14 protein-coding genes are annotated in these 13,271 nt (G+C 47.2%); 9 read left to right on the top strand and 5 right to left on the bottom strand.

Annotated elements, in window-relative coordinates:
* Positions 1 to 6 precede the first annotated feature (6 nt).
* Together PMG71_RS08455 and PMG71_RS08450 are read right to left on the bottom strand one after the other, a co-directional pair.
* Positions 7 to 360: a class I SAM-dependent methyltransferase gene (locus PMG71_RS08455; RefSeq protein WP_283753225.1), complete on the bottom strand. Its 354-nt coding sequence runs from the start codon at positions 358 to 360 to the stop codon at positions 7 to 9.
* Between the two features lie 156 nt (positions 361 to 516).
* Positions 517 to 1,941 carry a flavocytochrome c gene (locus tag PMG71_RS08450; RefSeq protein ID WP_283753224.1) on the bottom strand — a complete coding sequence of 475 codons (1,425 nt, stop codon included), beginning with the start codon at positions 1,939 to 1,941 and terminating at the stop codon, positions 517 to 519.
* A gap of 496 nt (positions 1,942 to 2,437) precedes the next feature.
* On the opposite strand from PMG71_RS08450, the gene PMG71_RS08445 reads away from it, so the two are divergent.
* Positions 2,438 to 4,060, top strand: a complete 1,623-nt coding sequence (locus PMG71_RS08445; RefSeq protein WP_283753223.1) for a class I SAM-dependent methyltransferase — start codon at positions 2,438 to 2,440, stop codon at positions 4,058 to 4,060.
* The gene (locus tag PMG71_RS08440) at positions 4,057 to 5,247 is read left to right on the top strand and encodes an aminotransferase class V-fold PLP-dependent enzyme (RefSeq protein ID WP_283753222.1); all 1,191 of its coding nucleotides are present in this window, start codon (positions 4,057 to 4,059) and stop codon (positions 5,245 to 5,247) included. Before PMG71_RS08445 ends, PMG71_RS08440 begins: the two co-directional genes overlap by 4 nt.
* Before the next feature lie 229 nt (positions 5,248 to 5,476).
* Here the strand turns inward: PMG71_RS08440 and PMG71_RS08435 are convergent, their stop codons facing one another.
* Entirely contained in the window at positions 5,477 to 6,382 is a 906-nt protein-coding gene (locus PMG71_RS08435; RefSeq protein ID WP_283753221.1) for a sulfotransferase family protein, read from the bottom strand.
* A gap of 52 nt (positions 6,383 to 6,434) precedes the next feature.
* Positions 6,435 to 6,632 (bottom strand): hypothetical protein, encoded by a 198-nt coding sequence (locus PMG71_RS08430; protein WP_283753220.1) that lies wholly within the window; start codon positions 6,630 to 6,632, stop codon positions 6,435 to 6,437.
* Between the two features lie 230 nt (positions 6,633 to 6,862).
* Between PMG71_RS08430 and PMG71_RS08425 the strand changes: the two genes are divergently transcribed.
* The 7 genes from PMG71_RS08425 to PMG71_RS08395 all read left to right on the top strand — a co-directional run bounded on the left by PMG71_RS08425 (position 6,863) and on the right by PMG71_RS08395 (position 11,146).
* Complete coding sequence (locus PMG71_RS08425; protein WP_283753219.1) at positions 6,863 to 7,054, top strand: DUF3285 domain-containing protein; 192 nt, start codon at positions 6,863 to 6,865, stop codon at positions 7,052 to 7,054.
* 12 nt (positions 7,055 to 7,066) lie between these two features.
* Positions 7,067 to 7,567, top strand: coding sequence for an rRNA maturation RNase YbeY (ybeY, locus tag PMG71_RS08420; RefSeq protein WP_283753218.1), 501 nt, complete (start codon positions 7,067 to 7,069; stop codon positions 7,565 to 7,567).
* A gap of 119 nt (positions 7,568 to 7,686) precedes the next feature.
* Positions 7,687 to 8,130 carry a diacylglycerol kinase family protein gene (locus tag PMG71_RS08415; RefSeq protein WP_283753217.1) on the top strand — a complete coding sequence of 148 codons (444 nt, stop codon included), beginning with the start codon at positions 7,687 to 7,689 and terminating at the stop codon, positions 8,128 to 8,130.
* Between the two features lie 8 nt (positions 8,131 to 8,138).
* Complete coding sequence (locus tag PMG71_RS08410; RefSeq protein ID WP_283753216.1) at positions 8,139 to 8,756, top strand: anthranilate synthase component II; 618 nt, start codon at positions 8,139 to 8,141, stop codon at positions 8,754 to 8,756.
* Positions 8,757 to 8,807: 51 nt separating this feature from the next.
* On the top strand, positions 8,808 to 9,578 hold the full coding sequence (locus PMG71_RS08405) for an MBL fold metallo-hydrolase (RefSeq protein ID WP_283753215.1): 771 nt from the start codon (positions 8,808 to 8,810) through the stop codon (positions 9,576 to 9,578).
* Between the two features lie 171 nt (positions 9,579 to 9,749).
* A complete protein-coding gene (locus PMG71_RS08400) occupies positions 9,750 to 10,568 on the top strand; it encodes a hypothetical protein (RefSeq protein WP_283753214.1) in 819 nt (272 codons plus the stop codon).
* Complete coding sequence (locus PMG71_RS08395) at positions 10,568 to 11,146, top strand: DUF3318 domain-containing protein (RefSeq protein ID WP_283753213.1); 579 nt, start codon at positions 10,568 to 10,570, stop codon at positions 11,144 to 11,146. The genes PMG71_RS08400 and PMG71_RS08395 overlap by 1 nt, the downstream gene beginning before the upstream one ends.
* 296 nt (positions 11,147 to 11,442) lie before the next feature.
* Here the strand turns inward: PMG71_RS08395 and PMG71_RS08390 are convergent, their stop codons facing one another.
* Positions 11,443 to 12,819 (bottom strand): gluconeogenesis factor YvcK family protein, encoded by a 1,377-nt coding sequence (locus PMG71_RS08390; RefSeq protein ID WP_283753212.1) that lies wholly within the window; start codon positions 12,817 to 12,819, stop codon positions 11,443 to 11,445.
* Positions 12,820 to 13,271: the final 452 nt, after the last annotated feature.

Below are 13,271 nucleotides of genomic sequence, written 5' to 3'. Positions count from 1 at the left end.
ATTTTTTCACATCGCTTTGACTGAAAACACCCAGTAATGACCATCGGCTTCAGCACCGAGATAAGGCTGATTCATCCGACAATCAATCAGTTGAATTTTACCCTCTGTTTGTAATTGCTTGTAATAGCCTTCAAAATCGTAGGTGTCGTAATAGGTTGTCTTGGTAGACAGGGCGACAATTCCTCCCGGTTTAGTGACTTGGGCTAACCATTTCAAGGACTCAGGTTTGACAAAATCCAAAGCAAATACGCCACAACAAATGGTCAGATCGTACTGACCCTGTAGAAAAAAGGGGAGGGGATGATTTAAATCTTGCCAGCCAATCAGGGTTTGATAGGCTCCTGTTTTTTGAGCTTCCACGATCAGGGGTTGGATGAATAGCAATTTGCCCTTTGTCGTTTAGCTCCATAAGATAGTTGACAATATATTGGGGGCCATCATAGTTTCTTTCTGCAACATCTTGATTGTAATCAGGGGGCCAGCGATCGTATCGTTCTTGATGACTAATCATGATTGTTAAGTAATGCTATGCTTGGCTACATTTTGCCCTGCAATGCGACCAAACACAATACATTCTGTCATGGCACAGCCTCCTAAACGACAAGCCCCATGGATTCCACCTGTGACCTCACCCGCAGCGTAAAGTCCGGCAATGGGAAGATCCCCAACCCCAAGAACCTGTGCTTGAGCATCAATTTTTACCCCTCCCATGGTGTAATGCACTTTAGGCCATAGGCGTACAGCATAAAATGGCGGGTTTAAGGGTTTTGCCCGATCGCGTAAGGATTTGCCAAAATCTCGATCTTCATGGAGTTGTCCCACAAAGTAGTTGTATCGATCCAGGGTTTGCTGTAATGCGGTATCGGGAATGCTATATTCTGCGGCAAGGGAAGATAGGGTTGAAAATTTCTTGACGACTGCTCGATCGGCTAAATAGGGTTCAATATCAATCCCAGAATTTTCCATACCTGCCGTATCAGCGATGCCAATACAAGGATGTCCCAGGGTCAATAGGGTGTCTACCCAGGTTTTGCGATCGGCCAGCTCATTAATAAAACGCTTTCCAGTTACCGGATCAATAGCCAACCCATAGGCTAAAACGGTGTAACTGCCAAATAGAGGGGCAATACCATATCCCGTTTCATCCGGTGAGACCCAGGGGACAAGCTGCACCTGCTCTAAGTCCACGCACTGGGAACCAATTCTCATGGCTTCAATCAGGGCTTCGGCGGTGGCATGGGGGACGTTGGTATGATCCAGTCCAGTTAGTAAGTGGGGAGCCTGTTGTTGCAGAAAAGTGCGATCGCCAGAAAACCCACCGGTCGCTAATACAACGCCCTGATTTACCCCAATCTGCTGAATCTCCCGATCGGGGGTTTTGACGACAACCCCCGTAACCATCGGAGGCGTGGTGTTCGTTTGAGTCGGTGTTGTCAAGAGCCGAGTGAGTCGGGTTTGGGTTCTAATCTCAACCCCTAGGGACTTGGCCTGGGTCAGCATTGCGGTCAGTATTTCAGAGCCTGAAAGCGTTTCAGGACTGTGATTGCGGGGTACAGAATGGCCCCCAAACTGATCGACCCGATCCTTGAATTTTACCCCTAGTTCCTCTGTAAGCCATTGCAATGTTGGGTAGGATTCCTGAACCATCGTCTCAACTAAAGCCACATTATTCAGTTGTCTGCCTGCGGTTAACATATCTTGCTTGAGCAAGGCAAAGGAGTCTGCAATGCCTTCTCGTGTCTGAATCGGGGAACCCACGACGGTCAAAGTACCACCACTGATCAGGGAGTTCCCCCCACAGCTTGCTTCTTTTTCCACCAGAATGACGGATACTCCTGCTTGAGCGGCGGCGATCGCAGCACTGAGTCCCGCAAATCCACTCCCCACTATTACGACATCAGTTACGATATCCATTCCAGCATCAATGTTAGTCTTGTTCATGCTTTTCATCTCCAAATCTTATGAAAGTCACCTCCCTCAAACATCATCCGTTCAAAAGCAGTCGAGCGCGAGCGACTAGTGGCCCACAGGACTAAAATTTTATGCATTTTGTTGAAGGTAACTACTTTCTGGAGTTTTGAGTAAATGGCTCTCGATTAGAAGCATAATCTGACAGATTTTTGTCGATGGTTGGGTTAACAATAGCATAACCAACACCCCCAAGCCTTTGTACCTAACCCTGCGTTGGAGCGGATGTGAAGGGGAAAGCGTCTGACTTCGTTGTAAGATGCTTCCACACCGCTCAACTTTAACATTATACGTCATAGCGGAACTCAAACAAAAAAACGTAAAATCAGATTATAATCGTTATTGGTGAGTTATTCCACGGCGGTGTTACCGAGATGAAAGAGACCACCCCATCGGCTATGCCCCTTTGCTTTGAGCGATGGTGTCAGAAATTTGACAGCTTATTCAAAACCAAATTGAAAAAGGTTTAATGTCCAAAATGTGCAATCAAAACATTCAGCCATCTACCTTGATTGGGGAATACTTGGCGGATCAATTTGGTGACTTGAAGTCTCTGAATACCCAGATTCATCCCCAAGATGAGATGTTGCTATTTTTGCTGGATGCACAACGTTATGAAGGGCAAGAAGAGCAGGCGATGTTAGCCTATTTTAAGTCAGCTCAGGAAATTGTCGATCGCGTGGATCAAGCGATCCAATGGCATCATCGGGGTTGGCATAATATTGGCCGTTTTTTAGAGTTTGCTTGTGGGTATGGACGGTTAACGCGATTTTGGCGAGAAAAACTGGATAAGGACAAGATTTGGGCTTCGGATATTTATACTAATGCGGTTAATTTTGTCTCCCAAGAGTTGGGGGTAAATGGGATTTATTCGGTGGTCGATCCGAGCAGTTATCACTGTGAGGAAAAGTTTGATTGTATTGTAATTTATTCTTTATTTAGCCACTTGCCCGCAGATCGGTTTGTGCAATGGCTAAAGCGTTTATATGATTTACTTTTACCGGGTGGTTTATTGCTGTTTAGTGTTCATGACCAAGCGGTGAAACCACCGGGTTATGAGATGCCGGAATCGGGGATTTTATTTGTGGAGCAAAGTGAAAGTCAATCTCTGGATCGGGCGGAATATGGTTCGACTTGGGTGACGGAGGAGTTTGTGAAGGGGGCGATCGCCACTTCCATGGATGATAAAGTTTCTTATACTCGTATCCCCAGAGCCTTTACCCTACAAGACCTCTATGTGGTGGTTAAAACCCCGGATTGTGACTTTTCTGATTTAAACATCAATTTTACCCCCAAAGGCGCTCTAGAAGACTATTTCATGGACGATCAGGGGCGATTTTTCCTGCGGGGATGGAGCGCCATAGTGCAACCGGATCATGGGGTGGCAGAAATCCAAGTCTGGTGGAAAGGAGAAGGGGGGAATCAATTACTGCAAAAATGTATCCCGTCCACTCCTTCCCCAAAAGCAGCGCAAGTTTTGGACATCGATCCGCGATGGACGGAACAAGCTGGATGGTGGTGTGCATTCAGTCTACCGGAGGAAGTGGATTTAGAAACGGGTATGCTGATGATTAAAGCAGTGAGCGATCGCCAGAAAGAACGGATTATTGTCTTAAACTGGATGAAAACCTTATTACCGGATGGCATAGGGACTCAACCAGCCCCTAAAACCACTTGGAAAGACGCGATCCGCTCTCAGGCGAATTGGTGGCGCTCCAAAGTCTTAGATAATATTTGGTCTAATAATATTCAATCTAATTTAGACCGCGCCACCCTTCAAGCGACTTCAGATGGCCCAGGGATGATTTTAGAATTGGAAGGATGGGTGGTTGCTTTGCATTCTGATATAACTGTTGAAGATATCCAAATTTTCCTCAATGGAACCCTCCAACAGCACTGTTTACCCACTTGCCTGCGTCCCGATGTGGCCCAATATTGGGGAAAACCCAATTATGTTTATAGTGGCTGGATTGCCCAATGTTATTATCCAGAAGCAATGAAACCGGAGAGAGATCGCCTAAAAATTGAAATCCTTGATTCTGAAGGAGAAACTCATACCCTTTGCGATCGGATACTGGCTACTCTGCTATGAAAATGCTCTCTATTGATATGAACTTGACTGAACACCGACAACAGCTTACCGCTCTCAAGAATAAAGGATATTTTAATTATGGGGGTCAAGGGCCGCTACCAGAATCAGCACTAGAAGCCATTTTTAACTCCTATCGTCATATCCAAAATATAGGGCCCTTCTCCCATGTAATCGGGGATTGGGTGGCTGAAGAATTGCAGAAAACACGGGAAGCTATGGCGACGGAACTTCAGGTTCCTCCTAGTAGCATTACCCTGACGGAAAATGTGTCTACGGGATGTAATATTGCTCTGTGGGGAATTCTTTGGAAAGCAGGCGATCATCTTTTATTAACCGATTGTGAACATCCGGGAATTATTGCCGCAGCTCAAGAAATTAGTCGTCGGTTTGGGGTTTTGCTCTCCACTTGTCCGATTTTGGAAACGTTGAATGAAGGAAATCCGGTAGAGGCGATCGCCAGCCATATCCAACCTAATACTAAACTGGTCATCATGAGCCATCTGCTCTGGAATACCGGCCAAGTGTTGCCCCAAAAAGAAATTGTAGCCGCAGTGCGATCGCAAAATCCCAACACTCAAATCTTAGTCGATGCCGCTCAATCGGTCGGCTCTTTACCCCTGAATTTAACTGATGATGGAGTAGATTTTTATGCCTTTACCGGTCATAAATGGTGGTGTGGCCCGGAAGGATTAGGCGGCTTATACGTGCGTCCCGAAGCCTTAGAAACCCTCAATCCCACCTATATCGGTTGGCGCGGCATTCTCACCACCACCACCGGACAACCCAAGGGATGGAAACCCGATGGCCGACGCTATGAAGTGGCGACATCTGCGTATCCCCTACTTTCCGGACTGCGAGCGGCGATCGCTTTCCATCAATCCTGGGGAACTGTTCAACAGCGCTATGATCAAATCTGTAAACTCAGTGCTATACTCTGGGAGAAACTGGGAGAAATCCCCCAAGTGCATCGACTGCGAGCAACGCCACCCGAATCCGGTTTAATTTCCTTCCAACTCGAAAGCGGTCAACATAAGCAACTTGTGGGTGCTTTAGAGAGCCAAAATTTGATGGTGAGGACAATCTTGCATCCGAACTGTGTCCGCGCTTGTGTTCACTACTTTACCGAAATTGGGGAAATTGAACGACTGGTTGAGGCGATCGCCTGCATACAGCGCTTTGCGCTGTAATGGGGGAATGGGGGGAGTGAAATACATGCTCAAGCGAGATTTGAGCTATTCTGTCTATCTTTAAAAACTGCCGTTAATGTACCGCATAAAGCGTGACAACTGCTGTATTAGCTTGATTCTTGACCCCACCGAAATTGAAGCAGTTGTTACAGCAGTTGGCTCTGCTATGCGGTACACTTTGATCCCCCTAAATCCCCCTTAAAAAAAGGGGACTTCCTTATAATCAAAGCTAAACGAGCCAATGGGACAAGTCTCGCCCAATCAAATCTTGGAGCTTTAAAATATCTTCTCTGAAGATGGGAATTAATTCCTGTCGCAGTTCTGGAGACAGGGGCTTGAGTCGGCTTAAATTTTTTCGGTAAGCTTTTGCCGCCATCGGCTTTCTAATTTTAGCAGGAATCAAGGGTCGAATCATACTTTTTAAAATATTGTTCTCGCTAATAAATCTATGAAAAATTCGATTTTTGGGAATATTAGATTGGTTATACTTAACAGATAAATTAGGCTGAAATGTATCGTCAACTCCTAGAAATTGAAAAATATTTTTGATCATATGTTTAGGATCGCTTTTCAAATCTTCGTAAAGATAGATCTGAATTTGCTCCCGATCGAATCGATCTAAATACCGTTGAATTTGAATGCTATAAAAACCAAAATCGAGATAACGCCACCCTGGGGCCCAATGATTTTTTCTACGATTGTCTTCTTCCTTTAAGGATTCACTAAAATCTAGTGTCTCTCGTCCATTACGACAAAAGTGTGAATAACGGGAATAAGCTCGATCAACAGGATGGCGCAAAATAGCTATCAATTTTGCCTCTGGAATATAGCGTTTAATGCGTGTGGGTGCTTCTGGCATATAGAGATAACAAGGAGAAGATTCTCCAATTGCTTTCTCTTTCGTTACTCCATCAAAAAGAGCTTGATAATCTTTTAAGTAGGGAACCGTTTTTACATTAGTTGGAGCTTCTGCGTCTCCAGATCCGCAGTAATCCGGTTGCCATCCTTCGTAAGCAAAAAAATTGGGTTCTTTATTTTTGCTCATATAAATTTCAGGATGCTGACTGAGATAGTTGTGGACGGAGCTAGTCCCAGACTTGGCTGCACCGATGAGTAAAAAATTGGGCATGATCATTTCTATTCCTCCACTAATTGATAAGGATGATCATTGGAATTTTAGCAGATGATCAATTGTGTGTTGTAATTAGGGTCTCTTGAGGGGCGATCGCACAAGGTTGTAAGTAAGGTAAACAAATCTTCCGATCCGATCTGCGTCTTCCCGGTATTAGGGGAGCCGTCTTTGTTACCGGTCGCATGGTACAACCCGTCAGCAATAACCGCAAACATAACAGAATTAGAGCTAAGATCAATTGTTGGGACTTCACGGCACTGGGTTCCTCCAAACGATAGACTCTGCTATCCTCTCCAGGCTATCCCATAGCAGATGAAGAATCGGTAAAGAACAAAGGAAAACACAACAAGATTGGGTCAAGTTTTCTTCAATATCCCCTAAACCCAATCCGTGGTTTTACATAAAAATCAAATCATGATGGAAAAGGTTTAAAACTGTAACAAAACTGTTACAGTTGAAAGAATAAACTTCAATAGCCTTGATATGACTGAACCCCAAACCTCTCCTACCCCTGCCGAGCAACCCGAAACCTCCCCAGAAGAACCTCAAGCCAGCTACGTGAAACTCGCGATGAGGAACATGGTGCGTAAGGGCAGAAAATCCTTAACCCACTTTACCCTAACTACTCTTGCCCTCTTGGGTGTGTTAGTGGGACTCTCTTACCTCACCCGATAGGAGAGTTTTTCCATGGATGTTGAAGTTAATATTGACCTCACTATCCCTGAGTCTCCGGTTACACCAGAACTCTTGCATCAATGGTTTTGTACTTGGCTAGAGAGCCTCGATCTTCCTCCAGCTCCTGCCTATGAATTGAGTTTACGGTTAACAGATAATCAGGAGATTCAACGCTTTAATCGCCAATATCGCCAGCAAGATCGACCTACGGATGTTCTAGCCTTTGCTGCTCTAGAGACTGATACCCCTCTTCTGCCAGAGAGCGAAGACCCCTTATACTTAGGGGATCTGATCGTTTCGGTAGAGATAGCCAAAGATCAGGCCCAACAACAGGGACATTCAGAAACGGTGGAACTCGCTTGGCTGGCTGCCCATGGTTTACTACATTTGTTGGGTTGGGATCATCCCGATGAAGCCAGTTTAGAGGCGATGTGGGCAAAACAAGAGTCTCTGCTGGAGCAAGTAGGTTTAGAGCTGGGCAACTGTGAGGGGATGTCAACTTCGATGATATGAGTTAACCTCATGGTGAATTCAGTTTTTGCTGATGGCCTGGGTTGCTCTACAGAAGACAGAATCCAACAAAAGCAAATATAGACAGATCCCCAGCTTTGCCCTCAATTATGGTGAACCTTATGTCCAGTAAACTCTCTATTTCAACCGTTGAATCGACCCATTCCTCAAGGGTGGCTAATCGTAACTTGTCTTGGCATGTGGCTGAAAATTTATTCACCAGTTTTAAGTATGCTTGGGCTGGAGTGACTTATGCTTTTAGGACGCAGAGAAATTTTCGCATTCATGTGATCTGTGCCAGTTTGGTGATGATGCTGGGATCGCTGTTGCATATCAATGCGGTGGAAGCGGCGATTTTAGCGGTGATGATTTGTTTGGTTTTGGTGCTAGAGTTGCTCAATACGGCTTTAGAGGCCGTGGTGGATTTAACGGTAGAACAGAACTATCATGAATTGGCGAAAATTGCTAAAGATTGTGCGGCTGGAGCGGTGTTGATCTCGGCGATCGCCTCAATTCTGGTCGGTGTGATTCTACTCTTGCCTAAAATGCTTCTCCTGTTCTTCTAACAGTTCCCATGATCATTGTTATCGATAACTACGATAGTTTTACTTACAATTTAGTTCAATATTTGGCTGAATTGGGGGAAGAGTTCCCGCAAGCCGAAGCCATTCAGGTGTATCGAAACGATCGCATATCTCTAAAGGAAATTCAAAACCTGAAACCGGATGCGATCGTGATTTCTCCTGGGCCGGGAAGACCGGAAGATTCGGGAGTATCCCTAGAGGCGATCGCCAAATTAGGGCCAAAAGTACCCGTTTTGGGGGTGTGTCTGGGTCACCAAGGTATCGGTCAAGTCTTTGGCGGTAAAATTGTCTCGGCTCCTGTCCTCATGCACGGTAAAACCTCACCCATTCATCACAGTGGGGTAGGGATTTTTGCCGGTCTAGAAAATCCTCTCAATGCGACTCGCTACCATAGTTTGGTTATTGACCGCAGCAGTTGCCCAGACGAGCTGGAAATAACCGCTTGGGTTGAAGATGGTACGATTATGGGGGTTCGTCATCGTCAATATCCTCACATTCAAGGCGTTCAGTTCCATCCCGAAAGTATTCTCACCACGAAAGGTAAAGACCTATTGCGGAACTTTCTGCGATCGCTCTCTTCTGGAAAAGCGAAACCGCACCATACATAGATAAACCGCACCATAGATAATCAATAGTGGATGAGAGAGAATTAATTACCCATGAAACGGCGCAACTTTATTAGCATGACAGGAGCAATGGCGATCGCGACTATTGTCAGTTCTGCCTATTCTGCCCCCATACAAGCCCAAACCCCCAGTGGACTGACCATACAGAGCCTCGGCCATACCTGCTTCCGGTTTATGGGGGGCGGCCATCAGATTTTAGTCAACCCCTTTCGCCCCATTGGTTGTACCGCTAAATACCCCGCCCCCAATGTAGAAGCCGATCTCGTCTTAATTAGTTCCCAACTCTTAGATGAAGGCTATGTAGAAGACCTTCCCGGCCAACCCCGACTCCTGTTTGAACCGGGAGATTATCAACTCGATGATGGGTTGCAGGTGCGGGGAATAGCAGCCGAGCGCCTAGAAAAACGGCCCGGTAGCCGCTTCCCCAGTAATGTGGCTTGGGTGTGGAGACAGGCCGGGATTAAAATTCTACACTTAGGGGGCATGGCTTCTCCCATTACCGTAGAGCAGAAAATTCTCATCGGTCGGCCGGATGTGGTGTTGATTCCCGTGGGAGGAGGCCCCAAAGCCTATGACCCACAAGAGGCTAAAGCAGCCCTCGATATGCTCAACCCTAAAATTGTCATTCCTACCCATTACCAAACCCAACACTCCGATCCTCAAGCCTGTGAGTTGCAGAGCGTCGATGAGTTTCTGGCCCTGATGAATGGCACTCCGATTCAAAGGATAACGGGCGATCGCCTGACCCTACAAGCCAATGGTCTACAGGGTGAAAGTTCACAAATTAAGGTGCTATCACTCTAGGCGATCGTTTTCACCTGATACTCCTGCCGCTTTAAAAATGGTAGTATAAGCTGGCAACTTTTCTGGATTTGACTTGGAAAAGTTCACTCTTGTTTTCTAGATTACCCCGGACGCAAGAAAAGCCCCTAGGGGACTTAAACCAAAAGCATACCCATTTAAATCCCTCGTCCCATGCTCAAACCCAAACCCCATCGACTTTGGCTCCTTGGTTTAATGGTTGTAACTGCCCTAGGATTAATTCTAGGTAGCCCTCAGTGGTCTGGGTCTAGCGGACAAGCTGCCCTAGAGCAACCTGCCATCGCCCAAGTTCCCAGTCCTCCGGACAGTTCCCCCTCTCCGAGTCCAGAAGCTTTACCCGAACCTCCCCCTTCTCCAAGTCCAGAAACCCTACCCGAACCGCCCCCTTCTCCGGAAAGTTCCCCCTCTGTACCCCCTACACCTTCAGCCCCCACTCCCCAAGCTTCTCCCTCTCCCTTACCTCCCCCTCCCTCTCCTCCCACTCCAGAGCCAACTCCAGCCATTGAAGTGCCAACGGCATCCCCATTAGAGATTGGGGGTGTTTATCAAGATCCCGATGGGTTTTATCAAATGGCAATTGTTCAAGGTTATAAGGTGGGTTCAACGGGAAAATCTCCTCTGTTTGAATCCCCAGATGGCCAAGTGGCTTATACGGTTTTGCGCCTACCCCGGATTACTAAGCAACGGCTGACAAATGGGATTTTGGCCCAAATTGCTATTGAGGAATTACAACGGGGAGAAGGATTTATCGCCCAAAGTTATATCCCCCTGGATGAAGGGGTGGTGCAAGTGCCTTGGACAGGAACCTTAACCCAAGGACGTAATAGCCAACCGATGAGTGGTACTCTGATTTCTACTCAACCGGAACAGGATGTATTTTTGGTCTTGATTGCTGCGACGGAAGGGGGAGCGGATCAAGTGCCTAGTCTGCTTTCTACTCTGGTGAAGGGTTTGGAGGTTACCCCTCAATAATGTATCGAGATCGCGACCCAGAACTGCCTCGGCTGATGGAACTGATGCCCGCTTCTGGGCGCATGTTCGTGCAATTGATCCGCAAACCCGAACAGCCCCAAGTGATTCATGCTCCCTTTCCTTTGCCCTGGAAGCGATCGCGGCCGGTTTATATCAATTTTGACCTTTTACGCCAATTACCCCTGCCTGAGCAAGATTTAGTGGTGCTACAGGCGGTTTGTTGGGTGTCTCAGGTGGAATGGTTTCAACCCAATCTCTATCAAGGATTAGTTGCTTTGGGTTTGCTCGGAACCCTGGTTGAGATGCTCCAAGGGGATGCTTTGGGAATTATTGCCGGTGGAGGACTGACGGCTATAGCGGTGACGCAAATCAGACGTAAAAACCGTCAAAGTGATGCTCTGATTGAAGCAGATCGGGCAGCCGTTCGGGTAGCGAGTCGGCGGGGTTATACTCAACCAGAAGCAATGGAACATTTGTTAAAGGCGATCGAGCATGTGGCTGAAATTGAAGGCAATCGGGGTTTATCTGTAGTGGAGTTACTGCGTTGTCAAAATTTGCGGGTGATGTTGAATCCATAGGAACCGATGTTCTATCGCAGCAATCTGAATCGTGGGGAGGGTGATACAGCGCTTCGCGCTGTGATGGGGGAATGGGGAGATAGGGGGATAGGGGGAACAAACAACAGACTCGGTGGCGCTTTGAGCTATTTTAGCTATCGTTAAAAACAGTCATTAATGTACCTCATCTAGCAAGGGAAAAGGATCTAAGAATTAGAACGGGGCATCAACTGATTCGTTAGGCGATGATCGCTGCGTCCCAGACTACTATTGCTGTTTGAGTGGAGAATCCCCGCCCTGGAAGGGCAGGGAGTATGTCAAAAACCCCGAACACGGCCATACCAACGTAATAAGACTTTTGCCAACTCAAGGGAATCATGGCGGACTTTATGGGCGATCGCATCTTCATCCATAACATTACTCATCACCATCCGATAGCCTAATTCGGCCACATTTTCCCGATCCAAAAATACGGGATGGGAACGCTGCTGGGCATATCGGATCAGAGCAGCTTCAGAAGGGGGCCGTTTATGCACCAAAACCGCGTCAAAAATTCGCCTTTGCACTACCTGCTCGATCGCCCGAATATGATCGGCAACGGTATAGCCATCGGTCTCTCCTGGTTCTGTCATGATATTACAGACATAAATGCGGGGAACCCGTTTTTTGGCGATCGCCTCCACAATCTCCGGCACTAATAAATTGGGGATTACACTCGTATACAAACTGCCCGGCCCGATAATAATATAATCAGCATCCTCGATCGCCGCGATCGCCGCCGGTAGAGCCGGTGGAGACTCCGGCACACAACCAATCTTAACAATTTTCCCCTTCGCCTCCGGAATCCGAGACTCCCCCTCAATTCGGCGGCCATCCTCCATTTGCGCCCATAAATACACATCGGCCAACGTCGCTGGTAACACCTGACCCCGAACCGCCAACACATGGGAACTCGCGGCGATCGCCTGCTCCAGATCCCCCGTCACCTCACTCATCGCCGTCAAAAACAAATTACCAAAGCTATGGCCCGCTAAACCATCCCCCGTCTTAAACCGATATTGAAACAACTCCGTCAACAACTTCTCCTCATCCCCCAAAGCCGCCAAACAATTGCGAATATCCCCAGGCGGCTGCACTCCCAACTCCCGTCGCAACCGCCCCGAAGACCCCCCATCATCCGCCACCGTCACAATGGCCGTAATATTAGCGCTATAGCGCTTCAGTCCTCGCAACAGCGTTGATAACCCCGTTCCTCCTCCCAAAGCCACAATTTTCGGCCCCCGATGCAGACGACGATGGTTCATCAACCGATCCACCAACTCCTCATCTCCAGGAGGCATCAGCACCTGACTAATGGAATTAACTGTTTGACTCTGGCCCCACAAAATCAGTAGAATTCCGGCGATCGCCACTAACGGCCCGCTAATCGTACTCGGAACCAACTGAGCCAAACCGCTCAATACCGCCTCCGTTAATCTCAGCAAATAAAAAACCGGAGTCATCTTCGTCCAAATCGCCAATCCAAACGTGGCTAGAATCATGCCTCCAGCGCTAATCACCATCCAACGCTTAACAAACAATCCAGGAGATAACCACTTAAACCACTGATTCAAGCGTGAAGACTTACCATTGCGTCGGCTAATGGCTTGGGTATGATAGTTTTTTCGCAGTCGCTTGAGCAGACTAAAGGACATAGGCTTGAAGATTCAGGTTAAAAAGAGGATCGGGGGGCAGTCAATAGAAAGGTTAACCCTTCTCTATCCTATTCACAACTGAACACCCGACTTTTCGGGCATCCGGTTATCCGGCTCTTAGTTTAACCTGAGTCTGTATCATGAATAGTTAGAAAACAGAGGGAAATGAGTCCCTTCCCATACTGATACTCTCTTTATACAGCACTAGACACCTATTGACAGGATTCAAACAGGTGGGGAGATGGGGAGATGGGGAGATGGGGGAGTGAACAACAGACTCAATCTGGCTTTGTAGATTTTCAATTCGGGTGTTTCATATCAAGTCCGGTTTCCGCAAGCGGACATGAAAATTTGTTAAGAAGCGGGCAAGATGCCCGCACTCCTCGAATTCTTTGATATGACTGGAGTGGGAGCATCTTGCTCCCTGGATTTTTAATTAGGGTATTTCCGCT

Source organism: Roseofilum acuticapitatum BLCC-M154 (genome assembly GCF_030068475.1).
Classification (GTDB): Bacteria; Cyanobacteriota; Cyanobacteriia; order Cyanobacteriales; family Desertifilaceae; genus Roseofilum; species Roseofilum acuticapitatum.
This window is presented reverse-complemented; position numbering and strand designations above follow the sequence as displayed.